The sequence below is a fragment of the Leifsonia sp. Ger2509 genome (assembly GCF_055231915.1).
On the sequence record NZ_JBUYVB010000003.1, the window covers coordinates 3185394 to 3207113 of the forward strand.

Sequence of the window (21720 nt, forward strand, 5' to 3'; positions counted from 1 at the left end):
ACATGCTCACCGGCGCAGACAGCGCCAACCACACGGGACCTGTGCTCGTCGTCGACTTCGGGGCCCAATACGCCCAGCTGATCGCACGGCGGGTGCGGGAGGCGAGCGTCTACTCCGAGATCGTCCCGCACACGATCACGGCAGCAGAGGTGGTGGCGAAGCGCCCGTCGGGGATCGTGCTCTCCGGTGGCCCCTCGAGCGTCTACGAAGAGGGCGCCCCGCAGCTCGACAGCGAGATCTTCGAGCTCGGTGTGCCGGTTCTCGGCATCTGCTACGGCTTCCAGGTGATGGCGACCGCCCTGGGCGGCGAAGTCGCCCACACGGGCCAGCGCGAGTACGGCTCGACCGATGTCACGGTGAGTGACGCCGGAATCCTGCTCGACGGCCAGCCGCACGAGCAGACGGCGTGGATGAGCCACGGCGACTCCGTCTCCAAGGCGCCGGAAGGCTTCGCGGTGCTCGCCTCCACGGCGTCGACCCCCGTGGCCGCGTTCGCCAGCGACGAGAAGAAGCTCTACGGCGTGCAGTGGCACCCGGAGGTCAAGCACTCGGCATACGGCCAGCGCGTGCTCGAGAACTTCCTGCACCGAGCGGCGGGGATCCCGGCCGATTGGAACAGCGGCAACGTCATCGCGGACCAGGTCGCGTCCATCCGCGCCCAGGTCGGCGGCGGCAAGGTGATCTGCGCACTGAGCGGTGGCGTCGACTCGGCCGTCGCGGCAGCCCTCGTCCACAAGGCCGTCGGCGACCAGCTCGTCTGCGTGTTCGTCGACCACGGCCTGCTCCGCAAGGATGAGCGCCGCCAGGTCGAAGAGGACTACGTCGCGGCGACCGGCGTGCGCCTGGTCACGATCGACGCCGAGGAGCAGTTCCTCACGGCGCTCGCCGGCGTGAGCGACCCGGAGACCAAGCGCAAGATCATCGGGCGCGAGTTCATCCGGACCTTCGAGAAGGCGCAGGCCGACCTCGTCGCCGAGTCCGCGGCGGACGGCGACCCCATCCGTTTCCTCGTGCAGGGCACGCTCTACCCGGATGTGGTCGAATCCGGCGGCGGCACCGGCACGGCTAACATCAAAAGCCATCACAACGTCGGGGGCCTCCCGGAAGACCTCCAGTTCGAACTGGTGGAGCCGCTCCGCACTCTCTTCAAAGACGAGGTCCGTGCAATCGGCCGTGAACTCGGGCTCCCGGAGGTCATCGTCGGTCGCCAGCCGTTCCCCGGCCCCGGTCTCGGAATCCGGATCGTCGGCGAGGTCACGTCCGAGCGACTCGATCTCCTGCGCGACGCCGACGCCATCGTGCGCGCCGAACTGACGGCGGCCGGCCTCGACACCGAGATCTGGCAGTGCCCGGTGGTGCTTCTCGCCGACGTGCGCTCCGTGGGTGTTCAGGGCGACGGGCGCACGTATGGGCACCCGATCGTGCTGCGCCCGGTCTCCAGCGAAGACGCGATGACCGCCGACTGGACGCGACTGCCCTACGACGTCCTCGCGAAGATCTCCAACCGCATCACCAACGAGGTGGCCGGCGTCAACCGGGTCGTTCTGGATGTGACCTCGAAGCCCCCGGGCACCATCGAGTGGGAGTAGGCGAAGAAAGAAGGCCGGCGCGGATCGAATCCGTGCCGGCCTTCTTTCTTCGTTGTGGGCGCTGGGTGCTAGTTCCTCGCGATGGCGAACATGCGGAGGATCTCGAGGTAGAGCCAGATGACGGTGACCATGATGCCGAACGCCCCGCTCCAGCCGTACTCCCGCGGCGCGCGGTTGGCCACGCCGCGCTTGACGTAGTCGAAGTCGAGCACGAGCGAGTATGCGGCCATGATGACGACGAGAACGCCGAGCACCACGCCCAGCGGGATCCCGAAGATCTCAACCGAGCCGCGCAGGCCGAACGGGTTCGTGTTCGCTCCGGTCCACATCAGGATGAGGTTGAAGACCGAGAAGAGCAGGTAGCCGATCATGGCGATCAGGAAGACCTTGGTCGCTCGTGCGGATGCGCGGATCTTGCCGCTCGCGAACAACGCAAGCGTCACTGCGATGACGGCGATCGTCGCGAGGACCGCCTGGATGACGATGCCCGGCCACTGCTGTTCGAAGAAGCTGGAGAGCGCCCCGACGAAGACGCCCTCGACGAGCGAGTAGGCCAGCACCAGCGGTGCGGACGGCTTCTTCTTGAAGATGTTGACCAGGGCGAGCACGAAGCCGACGAGCGCGGCCGGCACCCACACGGCCGGTGATGGGAAGGCCCATCCGACCGCTCCACCTGCCACGAGCAGGACGAAGCAGATCGCCGTCTTCACGATGGTGTCTTCGACCGTCATGCGGCCGGTGTCCTGCGACGAGGCGGCGGGGGATTCGTACAGCTGCTGGAGTGTCTCAGCGCTCGGCGTGGCCGACGCGGGCGCTTTCGCCTCGGAGGAGAATGCGGGGTTCCGCGAGAATGCGGGGTTGTCGAGTGCCATGGTTCCTCTGCTCACGTCGTGGGACCGGAACGGCCGTTGTACGGCTGTGACCTCAAATCTAGTCGAGTCCGCCATCGCCGGGGCTGACAGATTGCCGTGATCCCGCTTTCCGCGGCGCGCGCAGCGACCACCGGATCGCGATGCCGCGAGCCAGCCACGCCGCCGCAACGGTGACCAGGCCGCCCGCAGTGAACGAGAGCCAGGAGCCGCTGTAGTCGGCGATAACGCTCGAGAGCAGGACGCCGCACCCGATCGGAAGCACAAGGACCACGTAGGAGATGGCCGGGCGGAGCCGCACCAGGAGCCAGGCCGCGAGAAGTACGACATAGCACCAGGCGAATGATGCCCCTCCGAGCATGAGCCACGTGAAACCGAGAGCGGGAATGACGACGGCGACGCGGCGTCCGATCGGGGCGGGCAGCACGGCCCAGCCTGCGGGCTGGATGAGGGACCCGGCGAGCAGGAAGACCAGGCTGTACGCGCTGGTCAGCTGGATACACGCGGTGCCGAGAATGACGGCGGCGAGCCCGGACACGAGACGGGGCCGGTAGGCGCCCCAGTGCAGGGGAAGCAGGGATGCGGGCTCGCGCCACCGCGAAGACGGGGGTTCGGTCTCGGACACGAATCGATTCTGGCACTCGGATGAGCAGGTGAAGCGCTGGATACCGCAGCTATTATCTGTCCATGCTCGCGCATTCATCTCCGCTCGTCGTCGGGCACAGGGGTGCGTCGGGCTATCGTCCGGAGCACACGAGGGCGGCCTACGAGCTCGCGTTCGCCCTGGGGGCGGATGCGGTCGAGCCCGATCTCGTCGCCACGCGCGACGGCGTCCTTGTGCTGCGCCACGAGAACGACATCTCGGAGACGACCGACGTGGCGTCGCATCCCGAGTTCTCCGCCCGCCGCGCGACGAAGGAGATCGACGGGGTCGCACGGACGGGCTGGTTCACCGAGGACTTCACGTGGGCCGAGCTGTCCACGCTCCGCGCGAGGGAACGGGTGCCGTTTCTGCGGCAGACGAGCGCCAGCTTCGACGGCCGCTACCCGCTTCTGCGGTTCCGCGACCTCATCGACATCATCGACCGCGCATCCGACGATGCCGCCCGGCTGCTCGGCATCGTGGCCGAGGTGAAGCACGCCACCTACTTCGAATCGGTCGGTCTGCCGCTCGACGAGCTTCTGGATGCCGAGCTGTCGGAGACGGGCTGGGGCGACAATCCGGAGTTGATCGTCGAGAGCTTCGAGAAGACGGTGCTCTCGAAGCTCTACCACCGCGGATATCGCGGCCGCCGGTTCTACCTCGTCGAGTCCTCCGGGGCGCCAGCCGACCGCGTCGCCTCCCAGGGGTCCGACGCCGTCGGCTACGACCAGGACGTCACGGCCGTCGGACTGTACGGGCTCGGCGCCGCGGAGGCCGCGAACCGTGTCGAGGGCGTGAGCGTCGACCTCTCGCGGGTGCTCACCCCGGAGCTGGTGGACGAGGACGGCGACCCGACCTCCGAACTCGTGGACGTGGCGCACGCCGCCGGCCTCCGCGTCTTCTGCTGGACCCTCCGGCCGGAGAACCACTTCCTTCCTGAGGCCTTCCGACGGGGTGAGTCGGACTCGGCCTGGGGCGACTGGCGAACGGAGTTCTCGCTCATCGTGCACTCGGGAGTCGACGGCGTCTTCGCCGACCAGCCCGACCTCGCGGTGGCGGTCAGGGACGGCCGCTGAGTCCTCGCCCTGACCCGCCAGCGCGCGGACGCCGATGACAGCGGTGGCGACTAAAATCGTTGAAGACATGACGAGCCTTTTCGATTCGGACCCTTCCGCCCCATCCGCAGCCCCCATCATCCTCGACGGGCACTCCGGGCCGACGGCGGATGACGCGCTTCTCGCTGGTCTGAACCCGCAGCAGCGCATCGCCGTCGAGTACCGCGGGTCGGCACTGCTGATCGTCGCCGGTGCCGGCTCGGGCAAGACGAGTGTGCTCACACGCCGCATCGCGAGCCTCATCGACCGTCGCGAGGCGTGGCCGAGCCAGATCCTCGCGATCACCTTCACGAACAAGGCCGCCACTGAGATGCGGGAGCGCGTGCAGGCGTTGCTGGGCGGCAGTGCAGACGGGATGTGGATCTCGACCTTCCACTCGGCGTGCGTGCGCATCCTCCGCCGCGAGGCCGAGGCCATCGGCAAGACGGCGAGCTTCACCATCTACGACTCCGGCGACACCCGCGCACTCCTGAAGCGCATCGTCAAAGAGCTCGAGGCCGACACGCTCGGTTTCACGGTCGCCGGTGTCGCGAACAAGATCTCGAAACTGAAGAACGAGCTCTCCGACATCGAGAGCTATGCGCGTTCTGCGAACCTCAGCGATCCGACCGAGGTGATGTTCCTCGAGATCTTCCGTCAGTACACACGCGCCCTCCGTTCGGCGAACGCCTTCGACTTCGACGATCTCATCAGCGAGACCGTCTTCCTTTTCCGCGCGTTCCCCCGGGTGGCCGCGCTCTACCAGCGGCGTTTCCGCCACATCCTCGTCGACGAGTACCAGGACACGAACCACGCCCAGTACTCGCTGATCCGCGAGCTCGCGATGCCGATCGCGCCCGCGATCGCCGACGACCTCGAGCAGCAGGGACTCCACGTGAAGGCGCTGCAGGATGCGGTGGGCGTCATCCCGGGCGCCTCGCTGACCGTGGTCGGCGACTCCGACCAGTCCATCTACGCTTTCCGCGGGGCGGACATCCGCAACATCGTCGAGTTCGAACGGGATTTCCCGGGAGCGAAGGTGGTGCTCCTCGAACAGAACTACCGGTCGACCCAGAACATCCTCAGCGCGGCCAACGCGGTCATCGCGAACAACTTCGACCGCAAGGACAAGAAGCTGTGGACCGCGGTCGGAGACGGCGAGAAGATCATCGGGTTCACCGGATACTCGGGGCACGACGAGGCCCAGTTCGTCGCCGACGAGATCGAGAAGCTCCATTCCAACGGCATGGACTATCGCGACATCGCGGTGTTCTACCGCACGAACGCCCAGACCCGTGCGCTGGAAGAGATCTTCATCCGGTCGGCGCTGCCGTACCGGATCATGGGCGGCACGAAGTTCTACGAGCGGGCTGAGATCAAGGACTCGATGGCCTACCTGATCGCCGTCGCGAACCCCGACGACATGCTCGCCCTGCGCCGCATCCTGAACACGCCGAAGCGGGGCATCGGGCCGGCGACCGAGACACAGCTCGCCAGCTATGCGGGCGACAACGGCATCACCTTCCGTGACGCGATGCGCGATGCTGCGTCGCTCGGGCTCGGGCCCAAAGTGACCAACGCGATCCTGCAGCTGTCTGCGCTTCTTGACGAGGCCGCGGCGAAGGCCGACCCGAACACCCCGGCCGGGGCTTCGCCGGTGGCAGACGTGCTGACGTTCCTGCTCGACCAGAGCGGCTATCTCGAGTCCCTGCGATCGAGTCGCGATCCGCAGGACGAAGCGCGCGCCGAGAACGTCGAGGAGCTCGTTGCCGTGACCAGGGAGTTCGCGCGCAACAATCCCGACGGTGGCCTGATCGACTTCCTCACCGAGGTCTCTCTGGTCGCGGCGGCCGACGAGATCGACGACTCGAGTGGCACCGTCTCACTGATGACGCTGCACACCGCGAAGGGGCTCGAGTACGACGCCGTCTTCTTGACCGGAGTCGAGGAGGATCTACTCCCTCACCGCATGTCCGCCGGCGAACCGGGCGGGCCCGCCGAGGAGCGCAGGCTCTTCTATGTCGGAATCACCCGTGCGAAGAAGCGGCTCTTCCTCTCGCTGGCCATGACCCGCGCGCAGTTCGGTGAGACGGCGGTCGCGATGCCGAGCCGGTATCTCCAGGAGATCCCGGCCGACCTCATCGATTGGAAGCAGTCGCCGGGTAGCGCGACGAGCCGTGGTGGCACGCAGCCGCGCGCACTGAACGCCCGTCGCCCGGGTTCGCGGTGGAGCGAGGAGACCGGGCAGCGGAACTTCTCGTCGCCGGCGCTGGAGCGCCCGAAGGCCGAGTGGCCCAACCGGATCACGGCGACGGTTCGCGACAACGGCGACCTCGAACTGGCCGCCGGGGACCGCATCCGCCACACCGACTTCGGCGATGGCCGGGTCACGGCGGTGACCGGCGAGGGGACGAAGCGAGTCGCGCACGTCCAGTTCGAGAAGGCCGGCACCAAGAAGCTCCTCATCAAGATCGCGCCGATCGAGAAGCTCTGACGGATCGCTCGAGCGAGCCTTCTGCTTTCAGCTTGCAGCCTGGATGGAGCGCCGGAGTCGCCCGAGCAGGACGTTGCGCGGGCGATGACGGAGCCAGCCGGGCAGGTACGGATAGACGAGGGCAGTCAGCCGCATGACGAATTCGAACCACCGTTGCCGGTGTTCGTTCCAGGGCAGCCCGAAATCGACGCGCAATTGCGTCGGCAGCAGGCCCGCCGTCACGAGCCGGGCCACCGGCATCACTGATCGCAGCCAGAGCGGAAGGGTGCGGGAGTGAAGAAGCTGGTAGGCAACGGCCCGTGTCGCCGGAGTGACGGCAAGGGTGGGGAGGGTGGCGTCCCAGTACGCAGCGAACGCTCGACGGTCGGCCGGCCACAACTCGGGCGGAACTTGGAGCGCCGTGCCGAGTACGGAGTACTCGCGGTAGATGCGATCGGCGGATGCGGCATCGAGTGGACCGAAGATGTGTTCGTAGACGGTGACCGCTGAGTCGTACAACGTTGCCGCGACCCAGAGCTGGAGCTGCGGATCGAAAGCGTTGTAGGCGGGTCCATCGGGCGAGGCCTCGGCGGAGCGCACCGGGACGTGGGCATGATTGACCGCACGCTGGACGGCCGCGAGCTCGTCGGATGAGCCGTAGACCGCGGCGTATGCGAACGTGAGTGTTGCGCGCAGGCGACGAAGCGGATCCGACGCGAAGTCGCTGTGGTCGACCACACCGCGACCGACTGCGGGATGAGCGATCTGGAGCAGGATCGCTCGCCCGCCACCGGCGACGAGCACTGCTTCTGCGCCGACATCGCGGGCTCCGAGCGGCCTGACCATCGCACACCTCCTCCGCTGGTGCGGTCAATCATGCCAGCGGAATCATCCGAGGATGCTGCGAGCCGACCGGCGACGTCTCCGAACAACGCTGAGCGCGACGAGGTCGAGGCCGAGCGCTATCGTCAACACGGCTACCAGAGGGGCGGCGATGTCGGTCCGGCTCCCCGTGTCCGCGAGCACGGCGGGAGCCACGGCGGGAGCCACCGCGGGGCTCTCGACGGTGGTCGCCTCGGAGGCGACACCGAAGGCCGATTGCCAGGGCCGGATACGGGAACCGCCGTGTTCGGCAGGCAGCGATCCTGGGTCGATGCGTTCGACCCAGACATAGTGACCCGCCTTTTCGAGCGTGCACTCGGGTGTCCGGTACTCCCCGGGACCGGACACCTGCGTGGAGACGGTGCAGAGGACCGGAGCGCCAGCGGGGATGTCGGGCGATTGCTCGATGGGAGCGTCGAACGGGCCGAGGAGCGAGCTCTCCACCGTCACGACGATCGGAGACATCCCGTTGCCGTCATCGAAGACCCCCCACGTCGGAAGCAGGCCATCGCCCTGGAGAACGTCCACCTCGAGAAGATCACTGATCCGAGCGCCCGGCTCAGCAATCGGATCGCTGGTGCGCGTGCTGACCACCGGTTGCATGGGGCGGGGTGAGACACCGACGCTCGAGGCCGTCGCCGATGCCGTGGCCGACGCCGGGGTGGAGATCAGGAGAGCCTGCACGTCGTCGCCGGATCTGCCGACGAGGAGCCTGTCACCGAACGGGAGATCCGTGAACTCTGCGTTGGCCGTCACTTCGACGGTCGGCTCCGCCGAGTCCGGGAAGATTTCGAGATCGGTGCCGTTCGGGAGCTCTGCCGAGGTCGATCCGTCGGCGAAGGCGGCGCCGGTGAGCTCGATGGTTCCACGGTGCTGTCCGCCGGGAACGTTCGGACGGGTGCCATCGAGCTTCTCGGTCGTCAGCTCGACCCGGAGTCTTCCCGGGCCGGAGTCTGCGAGTTCTAGTACCGCGCTGGCGGTAACCGCCGAGGTGGCTTCGCGTGTCGCCTCGCCGACCATCGCCCGTGCCCGGGCGAGCACCGCGTCTCCGTCGGCTCCGGCGCGGGAGGCGAGTTCCTCCTGTGTGTGACCGCCGAGACCGGCGATGATCCAGGTCGCCAGCTGTCCGCCGGCGGCCGTGACGCGGTCGTCGGAGGTCGCCCAGGTGCGTGAGATGTATGCGAGTCGCGCGGCGTCGGCGGGACTGAACCAGCCGAGTGTTGCGCCGTCGACGAGTTCGGTGTCGTGCCCGACGGGCCAGGTCTTGCCCGCTTCGAGACAGAAGCCGCGGGTGCCGTCGTCGAGCTGGTAGGAGCCGAGCCAGTAGTGGTCGGACGACCAATAGCCCACAGCGTCTCCGGTCGCTGACAGTGCCCTGGCGCTCAGGGAGCTGACTGCGAGTGAGAACAACAGGAAGCCGATCACCGCAAAAGCGGTGGCGAGGAGTGAGATTCGTTTGGACATGCCCCCAGCGTCTGCTGACCGGGCAGCGCCCGGCGACGTCCGCACGACAAATGTGGACAGCGGCGAGGACATGCCATGTTGTGGAGGAGAGGGCTTCCACAGGCGGTGCGCGAGGGTCCAGTCGGAGAGGATAGAGTTCTCAGTGGCGAATTTGTCTCGGCGTCGAGCTATCTCGGCCGGAGTTCGCCGAAAATACGGACAATGATGGCGCCACGAGCGCGCGCCGGCACCAGCGGATTGGATAACCGTGGATCTTTACGAGTACCAGGCCAGAGACCTGTTCGAACAGTACGGGGTTCCGGTTCTTCCGGGCATCGTCGCGGATACTCCGGAGGAGGTGCGCGCAGCAGCCGAGAAGCTCGGTGGTGTGGTGGTCGTCAAAGCCCAGGTCAAGGTCGGAGGCCGCGGCAAGGCCGGCGGTGTGAAGGTCGCCAAGAACCCGGATGAGGCGGAGGCGGCCGCGAAGGCGATCCTCGGTCTCGACATCAAGGGCCACGTGGTCCGCCGCGTGATGGTCGCCGGCGGCGCACGCATCGCCCAGGAGTTCTACTTCTCGGTGCTCCTCGACCGCGCGAACCGCTCCTACCTGTCGCTGACCAGCGTCGAGGGCGGCATGGAGATCGAGCAGCTCGCGGTCGAGAAGCCGGAGGCTCTCGCTCGCATCGAGGTCGACCCGATCGTCGGCATCGACCACGACAAGGCTGTCGCCATCGCGACCGCCGCAGGCTTCCCTGACGAGCTCGTCGAGAAGGTGGCCGATGTCTTCGTCAAGCTCTACGACGTGTACAAGGGCGAAGATGCCACTCTCGTCGAGGTCAACCCGCTCGTCCTGACCGAGGAGGGCGACATCATCGCCCTCGACGGCAAGGTCACGCTCGACGAGAACGCCGGGTTCCGTCACCTCTATCACGGTGCACTCGAGGACAAGGCGGCCGCCGACCCGCTGGAGGCGAAGGCCAAAGCCAGCGACCTGAACTACGTGAAGCTCGACGGCGAGGTCGGCATCATCGGCAACGGAGCAGGACTCGTGATGAGCACGCTCGACGTCGTCGCCTACGCCGGTGAGAACCACGGCGGCGTGAAACCCGCCAACTTCCTCGACATCGGAGGTGGCGCATCTGCAGAGGTCATGGCTGCCGGTCTCGACGTCATCCTCAACGACCCGCAGGTCAAAAGCGTGTTCGTGAACGTCTTCGGCGGCATCACCGCCTGCGACGCGGTCGCGAACGGCATCGTCAAGGCGCTCGAGATCCTCGGCGACGAGGCGAACAAGCCGCTCGTCGTGCGCCTCGACGGCAACAACGTCGATGAGGGCCGCCGCATCCTCACCGAGGCGGCCCACCCGCTGGTCACCCTCGCGCTCACCATGGACGAAGGCGCCGACATGGCCGCCGAACTGGCTTCAAAGTAAAGGACGAAGAGAATGTCAATCTTCCTCAACAAGGATTCCAAGGTCATCGTCCAGGGCATCACCGGCGGTGAGGGCACCAAGCACACAGCCCTCATGCTGAAGGCCGGCACCCAGGTCGTCGGTGGTGTCAACGCCCGCAAGGCCGGCACCACCGTCGCCCACGGCGACATCGAGCTCCCCGTATTCGGCACCGTCGTCGAGGCCATCGAGAAGACCGGCGCCGACGTCTCGATCGTCTTCGTTCCGCCGGCGTTCGCGAAGGACGCAGTCGTCGAGGCCATCGACGCCGAGATCCCGCTCGTCGTGGTCATCACCGAGGGCATCCCGGTGCAGGACTCGGCGGAGTTCTGGGCCTACGCGAAGGTCAAGGGCAACAAGACCCGCATCATCGGCCCGAACTGCCCCGGCATCATCACCCCCGGAGAATCGCTCGTCGGCATCACCCCGGCGAACATCACCGGCAAGGGCCCGATCGGCCTCGTGTCGAAGTCGGGCACCCTGACCTACCAGATGATGTACGAGCTTCGCGACCTCGGGTTCTCGAGCGCGATCGGCATCGGCGGCGACCCGATCATCGGCACCACGCACATCGACGCGCTCGCCGCGTTCGAGGCCGACCCCGAGACCAAGGCGATCGTCATGATCGGCGAGATCGGTGGCGACGCTGAGGAGCGGGCAGCCGACTTCATCAAGGCGAACGTGACGAAGCCGGTCGTCGGCTACGTCGCCGGCTTCACCGCCCCCGAGGGCAAGACGATGGGCCACGCCGGCGCGATCGTCTCCGGCTCCGCGGGCACCGCGCAGGCGAAGAAGGAGGCCCTCGAGGCCGCCGGCGTCAAGGTCGGCAAGACTCCGAGCGAGACGGCAGCGCTCCTCCGCGAGGTGTACGCAGCGCTCTGACGCTTCGATACGAACGAGGGCCCGGTGGAGATCCGCCGGGCCCTTTTTCGTGCCGTGGAGCGCAACCCAGCGCTACAGTGAGCATCACCGGGGTGAAGGGGTATCGACATGGCTCGACAGACCAACGCAGACCTGCTGAAGCGCATCGGCGAACTCGAGGCCGAGAACGCAGCGCTCCGGATGCGCGAAGACGGAACGGCCACAGTCCCGCTCGAACCGCTGCCGGTGACGCCGACCAAGAAAGGCCGCGGATGGGGCTGGACGGTCCTGGCGACCGTGCTCATCCTGATCGGAGCGATCCTCGCGCCGGTTGCAGTCGTCGCTTCGTGGGCGAAAGTCGAACTCACCGATACCGACAGCTTCGTCGCGACCTACGCACCATTGGCGAAGGATCCGGCCGTCCAGGCCTACATCACGAATCAGGTCGTCGATGTCATCAACCAGCAGGTCGATGTCAAGCAGTTGACCAGCGACGTCATCGACGGGATCACCTCGCTGGGCACGGGACCCGCGGCGACGAAGGCGCTCGAAGCGTTGAAGGGGCCGGCAGCGCAGGGAATCCAGTCGCTCATCCACACCGCGGTCAACAATTTCGTGACCTCGAACGCGTTCGCCGACGTCTGGAAAGCAGCACTGAAGCTCAGCCATTCGCAGCTCGTCGCGACGATGCAGAACGATCCGAAGGCAGCGATCGCGATCGGCTCCGACGGCTCGATCGGCATCCAGCTCGCACCGATCATGGAACAGGTCAAGTCCACTCTCGTCGCCAAGGGCATCACGTTCGCCTCGCAGATCCCGACCATCGACCGGACGATCACGGTCGCCCAGTCCGACGCGATCCCCACCATTCAGCTGGCCTACAACGTCGCACTTGTCGCCGGCGCGTGGTTGCCGTGGGTCGCCATCCTCTTCCTCGCTGCAGGCGTGCTCGTCGCGCGCCGACGCGCGGTCGCGCTGGTCTGGGCGGCCATCGCGCTGGCGCTCTCGATGATCATCACGGCCACAGGGTTCGCGATCGGCCGGATCGTGTTCATCGCCTCCGCATCTCCAGCGCTACTGCCGTCGAATGTGGCCCGCACCCTGTTCGACACCGTCGTGGCCGCCATGCAGGAGACCACCGTCGCCGTACTCGTCCTCGCGATCGTGGTTGCGATCGTCGCGTGGTTCGCCGGCCCCTTCGAGGTGCCGCGCAGGCTCCGCGGGTTCTATGAGGCCGGCGCGACCCGGCTTCGGACGGTGGCAGAAGAGCACGGGATCACCACCGGACGCGTGGGGGAGTGGATCTATGCACAGCGCGTGCTCCTGCGGGTCATCATCGCCGTGATCGCTTCGGCGATCGTGCTCTTCGTGAGACCCATCACCCCCTCGCTGACGATCTGGACGCTGGTCATCGCTGTTGTGGTCATCGGGATCCTGGAACTCGTGCAGCGTCCGGTGGCGACCGTGCCGAAGGATGCGGATGAGGACACTCCGGTCGTGATCACCGGCTGACGGCCGGCTGACGACCGGCTCTCAGGTCGCGCGATCCTCGAGGTCGCCGACCGTGCGAAGTGTCTGCCGGGCGCGCCGCCCGAGCGCGGGTAGGCTCCAGCGGAGATGAATCGCACAACCGTCGCCCTGCTCGCAGCCCTCGAGGCAGTCATCGTCGCAGCGGTCGGCCTCGGCATCGCCCTGGTTCCGCTCACGATCCTCTGGGCCGCGCAGTACCACCTCGCTGTCGACTGGTTCATCTTCTGGCGGGCGGCCGGCGATATCTGGCTGGTCGGACACGGTGTGAACCTCACGATCGCCCTCGATCCGGTGACTGCGGCGACGCTCGGCCTGCCCGGGGCCGCCGTGCCGTTCCAGATCACGATCGCCGCCCTCGGCTTCGCGCTGTTCACCGCAGCGTTCGGAGTCCGCACGGGGCTCCGCGCATCCGAGACCGCGTACCGGGCGACCGGTATCGTCACGGCGCTCGTCGTGTTCGCAGGCCTCTCGGCCATCGTGACGCTGACGTCCTCGAGCGTGCTCGTCCACCCGTCGCCGTTGCAGGGGATCCTGCTGCCGCCCTTCGTCTTCGGGGTGGGGATCGCGATCGGGATCGGTGCAGGGCAGGCCCGGCGCGAGCGGATCCGTCGTGCGGCACTCTCCGAGACCGCACCGGTTCCGCGCGCCGGCCGCGTCGCATCCGCGCTCCGGATGCGCGTGGATGCACTGCCTCCCGCATTGCGCTCCGGTGCTGCAGCCGCGGCCCGCGGTGGAACCGCCGCCGCCGCTCTCGTGATCGCGGGCGCAGCGCTCGTGCTCACCGTCCTCGTCGTGGTCGACTTCGGCGCCGTGGTCGGCCTCTACGAGCGCCTGCAGAGCGGTGCGCTCGGCGGTGCTGCGCTGACGGTGGCACAGGCGGCGTTCATACCCAACTTCGTCATCTGGACCGCAGCCTGGCTGATCGGGCCTGGTTTCGCGATCGGCACCGGCTCCTCCGTCGGACCCGTCGCCACCCAGCTGGGGCCCATCCCGGCCGTTCCGCTGTTCGGGGTGCTGCCCACCGGCGGTCTCGCTCTCGGATTCGTGGGGCTGCTCGTGCCGCTCCTGGCCGGCTTCCTGGCCGCGATCCTGCTCCGCTCCCACGTGAACCGGTCGGCTGCGGTCCACGGCCCGGGCTGGGTCGTCCTCACGGCGCTCGGCGTCGGGGTCGTCGCGGGGGTCGAGCTCGGTCTGCTCACCTGGTGGTCGTCGGGCTCGCTGGGTCCTGGACGCCTCCACGATGTCGGCCCGGACCCGTGGATGGTCGGCCTCCTGGCAGCCGCCGAGATCGCCGTCGCCGCCGGCATCGGGATGCTCGCAGGCGGCCGGATACGCCGCTGAAGGCCGTCTCTGCCCGTCTTCGGCGACCGGTAGGCTGGGAGCGTGCTTTCGCTCGTGGTCCTGATCTCCGGCGGCGGGTCGAACCTGCGCGCACTGCTTGAGGCGTCAGAAGACGCCGAATTCCCGGCGCGCGTCGTGGCCATCGGTGCCGACCGCGACGCCGAGGGTCTTGCACTCGCCGAGGAGTTCGGCATCCCGTCGTTCACCGTTCCTTTCTCGTCGTTCGAGAACCGGGAGGAGTGGGGGGATGCGCTGCTCGAGCAGATCCTGCAGTGGGGACCTGACCTAGTGATCCTCTCCGGGTTCATGCGCCTTGTGCCGCCGCGGGTGGTCGCTGCGCTCTCGCCGCGCCTGATCAACACGCATCCTGCTTTCCTTCCCGAGTTCCCCGGCGCCCACGGAGTGCGCGATGCTCTCGCCGCCGGTGCGACCGAGACCGGAGCGAGCCTGATCGTCGTCGACAACGGTGTCGACGCGGGCCCGATCATCAGCCAGGAACGCGTCGCCGTGCTGCCCGGTGACACCGAGACGAGCCTGCACGAACGAATCAAGCCCGTCGAACGCCGCCTGCTGGTCCAGGCCGTGCTCGATATCGCCAACGGATACATCGACCTCAAGGAGCTTGCCCGAGCATGAGCGGACCCCGTCACGACCCGAGCCTGTACCGCGAACGCGACCTCGTGCCGGTGCGTCGAGCACTCGTCTCGGTCAGCGACAAGACCGGCCTCCTCGAACTCGCCGCTTCGCTCGTCGCAGCCGGCGTCGAGATCGTCGCGACGGGCACGACAGCGACCCGTATCCGCGAGGCCGGCCATCCGGTTACCGACGTCGCAAGCGTGACCGGGTTCCCCGAACACCTCGACGGAAGGGTGCGCACGCTGCACCCCGGCATCCATTCGGGGCTCCTCGCCGATCTCCGTCTGGCCTCGCACGAAGCCGAACTGGCCGACCTGGGCATCAAACCGTTCGAGCTCGTCGTCTCCAACCTGTACCCGTTCGTCGAAACGGTCGCCTCCGGCGCCGCGGGCGACGACGTCGTCGAGCAGATCGACATCGGGGGGCCCGCAATGGTCCGTGCATCGGCGAAGAACCACGCGAATGTCGCCATCGTCGTGTCGCCGGCCGACTATCCGCGCATCCTCGAGGCGATCGCCAGTGGCGGCACGACCTTCGGCCTGCGTCGCGAACTCGCGGTCAAGGCGTTCGCCCACACTGCTGCCTACGATTCCGCCGTCGCGGCCTGGTTCTCGGGCGAGACGCCGTCGACCGACGACTGGCACGAGCGTTTCGAGGTCGAAGCCGAGCTGAAGACGACCCTGCGCTACGGGGAGAACTCCCACCAGGCCGCAGCCCTCTACGTCGACCCGGCCGGCCGCGGCATCGCCCAGGCCACGCAGCTCGGTGGCAAGGAGATGTCGTACAACAACTACGTCGACGCGGATGCGGCCCTGCGCAGCGCCTACGACTTCGCGGAGCCCGCCGTCGCCATCATCAAGCACGCCAATCCCTGCGGGATCGCGGTCGGGGCGGATGTGGCGGATGCGCACGCCAAAGCCCACGCGTGCGACCCGGTGTCCGCGTACGGCGGCGTCATCGCCGCGAACCGCACCGTGAGCCTGGCCATGGCGCAGGCCGTGAAGGACATCTTCACCGAGGTGCTGATCGCGCCCGACTTCGAGGCGGAAGCGCTCGAACTGCTGCAGACGAAGAAGAACCTGCGGCTGCTCAAGCTGCCCCAAGGCTATGCGCGGTCGGTGACCGAGTTCCGGCAGATCTCGGGCGGCGTGCTGGTCCAGGATTCGGATCGCTTCGACGAGTTCTCGTCCGAGGGCTGGCAGCTCGTAGCGGGCGCCGAAGCCGACGCGGCGACCCGCGCCGACCTCGAGTTCGCCTGGAAGGCCTGCCGCGCGGTCAAGTCGAACGCGATCCTCCTCGCGCACGGCGGCGCATCCGTCGGCGTCGGCATGGGACAGGTGAACCGGGTCGACTCGTGCAACCTGGCCGTGGCGCGCGCGGGTGACCGCGCTGCGGGAGCCGTCGCCGCATCCGATGCGTTCTTCCCGTTCGCCGACGGCCCCGCCATCCTGATCGAGGCCGGAGTCAGCGCGATCGTGCAGCCCGGGGGTTCGATCCGCGACGAAGAAGTCATCGCAGCGGCGAAAGAGGCGGGCGTGACGATGTACTTCACCGGGGAGCGGCACTTCTTCCACTGAGGTGGAGGGGAGCCGCCTACGAGGAAGGCTTCTCCTTCAAGCCAGTGACCTGAAGCACACCTTCGCGCACAAACGGCGCGAGAGTCCGGGTATAGCTGGACGTGAGGTGATTCGGGTCACGGTAGACGATCACGTCGCCGATGACAGCAGGGCACAGTCGATCACGGCAGAAGTAGCGGGTGAGGTCGAGGAGGGCAGCACCGGGCACCTGGGCCACGGCCTTCGGCTGGCCGTCGAAGTAGTGGAATGCAGTGTCCTCGTTGTTGTCGCATGCAGTGGAAGCCGTCGACGGATGGTCTGAGATGCACGTGAGGTAGTCGACGCGCGGCCGTGGATTGTCTTTGATCGCGACGAGCCGGGTGCCCCGAGCGGTGATCGGCTTCCAGACATCGATGAAACCGTCGACGATGGTCTGCTGGAGGGTCTTGCCCGGGGCGGGCCGGACGTCCGATGTGGCGGAGTAGCTAGTGATGATGACGTCATACGGGGGAATCGTCATAAGTCGGTGCTCGAGTTTCTGTTTCCAACTCTCGCAACTCTGCACCCAGGCCACAGTCTGGACCTGAGTCGCGCTCGTCCAGATGCATCCGGTCTTCCCGTAGACGTCGAAATGCCAGCGGTTGCGCTGGGCGAGGTCTTTGAGAGCGGCGAGGTATTGGTTGCTGTGGGAGTCTCCGACGAGGGCGACATTCAAGGCGGCGCCGGTTGTCGGGCCTTCGGAGCAGACTTTGAGGGTGTCGTCCCCGTTCCTGCTCCAGCAGTCGATCGAGTTGACGTCGTCCGTAGGCGCTGCATCGACTCCGGGAATGAGGGACGTCGGAAGCGTCCCGGGCGGGCAGGATGGATTGTCGAGGACTCCGGCCCCGAGGCATCGACCGTCCGCGGCAAGGAGCTTGAGCGCATGGCTGTGATCGCCCTGGATGCGTTGTGTCACAAGCGCTACCCCGACGCCCGTGATGGCAAGGGTCACAGCCATTGCGGCTGCAGTCAGCACGAGGGTGAAGCGCGGGCGTCGCCCCGTGAGCCAGCGGGCGGACCGTGCGGGATCCTCGACGAAGCGCTTCGTCGCGACGGCAAGAACGAACGCGAGGATGGCGACGGCCACGTGTCCGCCGGCACCCGGCCTGACGAGCAGTGCCGTAGCGAAGACGGCCAACGGCCAATGCCACAGATACAGACTGTAGGAGACATCGCCGACTGCTTGTACGGGTCGCAATTCCATCAGTCGCCGCGGTGCCCAGGCCGTCGCCGACTCGCCGGCCGCAATGACAGCCGCTGTGCCGAGGACGGGGACGAGAGCGGCCGCACCGGGGAAGGGCGTTGCGCCCGTGTAGACGACGAATGTGAAGGCGATCGCTGCCAGCCCCAGCCAGGCGAGCGCCGCTCTCGCGGCAGGGAATCGTCCGGATCGCGAGACGAAGAGCGCGAGGATGCCGCCGACCGCGAACTCCCAGGCTCGCGTCTGCGTTGCGAAGTATGCCGGGCCAGGGTTCCAGGCGGTCTGCCCGATGCTCGCAGCGAGGGAGCCGACGAACACGATCCCGAGCGCAACCGTGAGGATCGATCGCGTGCGCATTCTGAGCGCCCTCGATCCGATCCACCAGCCCAGAACCAGCAGCAGGGGCCAGATGAGGTAGAACTGCTCCTCGACCGAGAGCGACCAGAAGTGCTGGGTCGGGCTGGCGATGGCTATGTTCTGGGCGAGATAGTCGACAGAATTCGCGGCGAGGACCCAGTTCTCCACGTATGCCGCGGACGCGCCGATCTCCTGCAAGACCTGCGCCCAGTCGCGTTGGGGGAGCAGTAGGAGAGTCAGAATGCCGGTCACCGCCAGCACCACGAAGGTTGCCGGCAAGAGGCGTCGCGCACGTCGGGCGTAGAAGGCGCCGAAGCGTATGCGCCCCGTGGAGTCGAGCTCCCGGAGCAGATGCGAAGTGATCAGGAAACCGGAGATGACGAAGAAGACATCGACGCCCGCGTACCCGCCCCGGAGAACGCCGGGGAACAAGTGGTACACCACGACCCCGGTGACTGCGATCGCGCGCAGGGCCTGGATCTCGGGAAAGGTCCGTCCGGTTCGGCGTACTGTCTGAGGTGCCTCCTGCGCCGAGGTACTTACGCTCACGAGATAGCAGCAAGGAGCTCGCGATGTGCGACCTCATCGAAAGTGAAAACGAGGCCTGAATCATCCGTAGTCGGTTCGGGCAGTCGGATGACGAGATCGCCGAAACGCGCAAACTGGCCGTCGATATCATCGCCAGCGGCGATCACGATGTTTCGCACACCAGGCTGGATATCAGGCTGGGCGTCGAAAGCGAAGTGCACCACAATGTCGTCCAACGAGCGTGACCTGCGATAGCGGGTCGATGCTGAGTCGACGATCACCAGGGCATCGCTCTCGGCGACTGCCTCTACAACCGCCTCGACCAATGCTGCGCGGGCTGAGGTGCGTCCGTCGGTGAGTGACAGATACGGGCGCCGGACGGCCACGCGACGGCGCGTCTGGTTTGGTTCTCGTACTCGGATCGTCAACGCTTCGGTTCCGTGAGTGAGGCCAGTTTCACCAGGTTTCGTTCCACGGGGCGCAAAAGACACTGTCGCCAATCCCAGCTCGGTGTATCGCCATGTGTCAGATTGCGGTAGCGCTCCGGCCCAGCGTTGCCAGAAGCGAACGCGATTGGCGACCGTGCGTGCGCCACGGCCCTCGGTGAGGCTCTCGTAGTGCATCACGCGTGATCCTGTGACTACCCGGAACGTGCTGTGCAACTCTTCGACAAGACGCAGACAGAGGTCAACGTCCTCCATTCCGTTCGCAAACAGTTCATCGAAACCTTGAACACGAGCAAAGTCGCGGGCTCGAAGAGCAAGGCAGGCAGCAGTGACCGCGTTGAAGCCGTCCAAGGTCTCCGGTGCTAGCGCCAGAGCATCTTCGATTGCGTGATCAGTGAGGAAATGACGCGGCAACACCGTCGGGCCGTCGAACACTGTCCCCGCCGTCTGGATTGTTCCACGGGCGTAGATCAGTAAAGGTTGCGTTCCGGCGACCATCGGGTCAGCGAGGGGCGCGATCAATGGCTCGAGCCATCCGTCTTCGACCTCTGTGTCGTTGTTAAGAAAGACGATGCGAGACCCTCGGGACCGAGTGAATGCCAAATTGCACCCACCCGCGAAGTTTAGGTTGACTGGCGAGACTGCGACGTCGACCACCGGATTGCCATCGTAGAGCGCACGCAAGATGCGCCGTACCTCGGGTTTCGACCCATTATCGACCAGGATCACTTCGAACGGGACACTTGTCTCGGCAGCGAGAATCGCATCAATGGCAACGACCGTTCTGCGCCAGTCGTTGTAGGTGAGCATGAGGATTGAGACCAGCTCGTCGGACCGCTGCGCGCACGCGGCCAGCTCGTCGTTCCAGTGGATGCTTGTCACTGCGTTACTCGGCTGTCGTGAGAGCTCTACCGACTCGAAGCGTCCGACACGGTCGTAGAGCCGACGCGGATCGGTAAAGGAATCACCGTTGATGGGCGGGGCGAGGAGCGCTTCAGCGGCGACCGACGTCGACGGGACCAACTCGGTGGACGACTCCCTCATCGGTACGGTCCAGACCGTACCGAGGTCCCTTCCACCGTGCCCTGCTACGTAGCGAACGACAACAGGTACGGGCTTTCCTGAGACGGCGGCGGCCCAGGCAGGCTCGAAGTTCATTGAAGGTGCAAGACCGGCAGCTAAGCCTGTGGAAAGGAAGTGGCGAGCCGCGCTCAGTTCGGTAGCGAATCGTCTGCCGGCAAGTGTGCCGTAGAAATCCCGGTCGACTAAGCCACGGCGCACGAGGGCGAGTGCGACGGCCTGGTCTTTGACCGCGGTCCGCAGTCCACGCTTCTGCTTCGCCGCGCCGCGAGCAACGGCACTCGATGCATCGAAGCTGCGGCGCGCGAGCGATGAGCGATTCGTCTTGTCGGGGCGCGCCGACGCCACGTGGGCAACTCCTCGCTTCGCGCGTCGCACGATCGCACGAGCCTTCCGGGCCGGCGCGACGATCTTTGCCCCGATCCGAAACTCGGACGTCTGTTTCCGCTTCTCGTTCGACGCGCGGACCCAATCGAGGGCTCGTCCGGCCTCGCCCATAGTGGCGGCCACAAGTCTGGGCGTGGCCGCGGAGGCGCGTCGGCTGGACCCTAGGGCAACCAATCGTTCGATCAATGCGTCAACCGTGCGGTCACCACTAGTGAATTCGAGCGCTCGCTCGCGACTGGTCGTCCCGTGCCGGGCAATGAGATCCCGATCATGGGCATAGGACGCGATGGCTACAGCCATGTCATCGGCATTGCCCGGAGTCACAAGGTAGCCGGAGCGGCCCGAATCGATGAGTTCGGCAGTTCCGCCCGAGCGCGCACCCACCACTGGCTTGCCGAGAAGCATGTATTCGAGCGTCACACGTCCGAAGGCCTCCATGACGGAAGGAGTAACTGCAATGTGAGCCTGCTGGATAAGGTTCTGCACGTCATCGCTAGGTGGGAGAATGCTAACTCGGTCCTCGACACCAAGCCGAATGGCCAGCGCACTCAACTCGTCGCGGTAGCCGGCCGGAGCGTCAGCACCGACAAGTGTGAGACTGACGTCGATATCGCTGCTTGCGAGCCGGGCCACGGCGGCCACAGCAGTCGCCTGCCCTTTCGATTCGGACATCGTTCCGACACAGATGATCGAAAGCCGTTCGGCATTCGGGTCCGGGACCAGCTGGGATGGATCCACCTCCGGGACGGCCACGGGTGGATAAGACACGATCGTGTTGGCGCTAGGCGCGAAGGAGTGGACGTGATTGCGAATCGCTTCTGAATTCGCCACGACCAGATCGGATAGAGAGGCGATGTCCCGCCAAGTGGATTCTGCCCCGAACTGGAACTGGAGGCCGTGATCAAGATCGCCGTATTCCCTCACAAGCCACACGTGCGGGCGGCCTGCGATGGACGAGGCAACAGCTCCCCACGGGTTCACGATCGAGTTCGTGACGACAAGATCGAACTTCTCGCGTTGGATCAATTCAACGAGGCGCTCGACGGCACTTGCGTTCTGTTTCTGGTAGCGGAGGATTCGTTCTGCGTCGGTAGGAACTGAACGAAGCACCCATGGGAACGATGGGATTCCACGAACCATGAAACCTCGCGCAGTGAGCGCGGGAGCGAGCAAGCCGTCGGTTGCCGGGAGCACGAATACGATCTCGACAGACGGATCGAGTTGTCGCCAGCGAGACGCGATCGCCATTGCAGACTTCTCGGCGCCACCGAGTACTTCGTAGGCGGGGCTATGACAGAGAAGGAGAACGCGCACG

At 66.5% G+C, this 21720-nt stretch carries 15 protein-coding genes; 9 read left to right on the forward strand and 6 right to left on the reverse strand.

Translation table 11 applies throughout. The features are described 5' to 3' along the window. The first annotated feature begins 2 nt into the window (after positions 1 to 2). On the forward strand, positions 3 to 1589 hold the full coding sequence (guaA, locus tag ACV7NN_RS15430) for a glutamine-hydrolyzing GMP synthase (RefSeq protein ID WP_463350439.1): 1587 nt from the start codon (positions 3 to 5) through the stop codon (positions 1587 to 1589). A 68-nt stretch (positions 1590 to 1657) separates the two neighbouring features. Here guaA and ACV7NN_RS15435 read toward each other — a convergent pair whose 3' ends face one another. Both ACV7NN_RS15435 and ACV7NN_RS15440 read right to left on the reverse strand, forming a co-directional pair. Further along, positions 1658 to 2461 carry a Bax inhibitor-1/YccA family protein gene (locus ACV7NN_RS15435; RefSeq protein WP_463350440.1) on the reverse strand — a complete coding sequence of 268 codons (804 nt, stop codon included), beginning with the start codon at positions 2459 to 2461 and terminating at the stop codon, positions 1658 to 1660. Between the two features lie 58 nt (positions 2462 to 2519). Further along, positions 2520 to 3083 (reverse strand): hypothetical protein, encoded by a 564-nt coding sequence (locus ACV7NN_RS15440; RefSeq protein ID WP_463350441.1) that lies wholly within the window; start codon positions 3081 to 3083, stop codon positions 2520 to 2522. Positions 3084 to 3145: 62 nt separating this feature from the next. Here ACV7NN_RS15440 and ACV7NN_RS15445 point away from each other — a divergent pair, with 62 nt between their 5' ends. Next, on the forward strand, positions 3146 to 4177 hold the full coding sequence (locus ACV7NN_RS15445) for a glycerophosphodiester phosphodiesterase family protein (RefSeq protein WP_463350442.1): 1032 nt from the start codon (positions 3146 to 3148) through the stop codon (positions 4175 to 4177). Between the two features lie 67 nt (positions 4178 to 4244). Next, positions 4245 to 6689, forward strand: coding sequence for an ATP-dependent helicase (locus ACV7NN_RS15450; RefSeq protein ID WP_463350443.1), 2445 nt, complete (start codon positions 4245 to 4247; stop codon positions 6687 to 6689). A gap of 27 nt (positions 6690 to 6716) precedes the next feature. Here ACV7NN_RS15450 and ACV7NN_RS15455 read toward each other — a convergent pair whose 3' ends face one another. After that, the gene (locus tag ACV7NN_RS15455; RefSeq protein WP_463350444.1) at positions 6717 to 7514 is read right to left on the reverse strand and encodes an oxygenase MpaB family protein; all 798 of its coding nucleotides are present in this window, start codon (positions 7512 to 7514) and stop codon (positions 6717 to 6719) included. Positions 7515 to 7556: 42 nt separating this feature from the next. Next, positions 7557 to 9014, reverse strand: coding sequence for a hypothetical protein (locus tag ACV7NN_RS15460; protein ID WP_463350445.1), 1458 nt, complete (start codon positions 9012 to 9014; stop codon positions 7557 to 7559). Positions 9015 to 9261: 247 nt separating this feature from the next. Between ACV7NN_RS15460 and sucC the strand changes: the two genes are divergently transcribed. From sucC to purH, 6 genes are all read left to right on the forward strand, one after another. Next, the gene (gene sucC, locus ACV7NN_RS15465) at positions 9262 to 10425 is read left to right on the forward strand and encodes an ADP-forming succinate--CoA ligase subunit beta (RefSeq protein ID WP_463350446.1); all 1164 of its coding nucleotides are present in this window, start codon (positions 9262 to 9264) and stop codon (positions 10423 to 10425) included. Positions 10426 to 10437: 12 nt separating this feature from the next. Further along, positions 10438 to 11325 carry a succinate--CoA ligase subunit alpha gene (gene sucD, locus ACV7NN_RS15470; protein ID WP_463350447.1) on the forward strand — a complete coding sequence of 296 codons (888 nt, stop codon included), beginning with the start codon at positions 10438 to 10440 and terminating at the stop codon, positions 11323 to 11325. 108 nt (positions 11326 to 11433) lie between these two features. Continuing rightward, the gene (locus ACV7NN_RS15475; RefSeq protein ID WP_463350448.1) at positions 11434 to 12816 is read left to right on the forward strand and encodes a hypothetical protein; all 1383 of its coding nucleotides are present in this window, start codon (positions 11434 to 11436) and stop codon (positions 12814 to 12816) included. Between the two features lie 105 nt (positions 12817 to 12921). Then, positions 12922 to 14175, forward strand: a complete 1254-nt coding sequence (locus ACV7NN_RS15480) for a cell division protein PerM (RefSeq protein WP_463350449.1) — start codon at positions 12922 to 12924, stop codon at positions 14173 to 14175. A gap of 42 nt (positions 14176 to 14217) precedes the next feature. After that, a complete protein-coding gene (gene purN / locus ACV7NN_RS15485; protein ID WP_463350450.1) occupies positions 14218 to 14811 on the forward strand; it encodes a phosphoribosylglycinamide formyltransferase in 594 nt (197 codons plus the stop codon). Beyond that, entirely contained in the window at positions 14808 to 16388 is a 1581-nt protein-coding gene (gene purH / locus ACV7NN_RS15490; protein WP_463350451.1) for a bifunctional phosphoribosylaminoimidazolecarboxamide formyltransferase/IMP cyclohydrolase, read from the forward strand. Before purN ends, purH begins: the two co-directional genes overlap by 4 nt. 16 nt (positions 16389 to 16404) lie before the next feature. Here purH and ACV7NN_RS15495 read toward each other — a convergent pair whose 3' ends face one another. Together ACV7NN_RS15495 and ACV7NN_RS15500 are read right to left on the reverse strand one after the other, a co-directional pair. Beyond that, entirely contained in the window at positions 16405 to 18513 is a 2109-nt protein-coding gene (locus ACV7NN_RS15495; protein ID WP_463350452.1) for an acyltransferase family protein, read from the reverse strand. Further along, positions 18510 to 21719, reverse strand: a complete 3210-nt coding sequence (locus tag ACV7NN_RS15500) for a glycosyltransferase (RefSeq protein ID WP_463350453.1) — start codon at positions 21717 to 21719, stop codon at positions 18510 to 18512. The genes ACV7NN_RS15495 and ACV7NN_RS15500 overlap by 4 nt, the downstream gene beginning before the upstream one ends. Between the last annotated feature and the right edge of the window lies 1 nt (position 21720).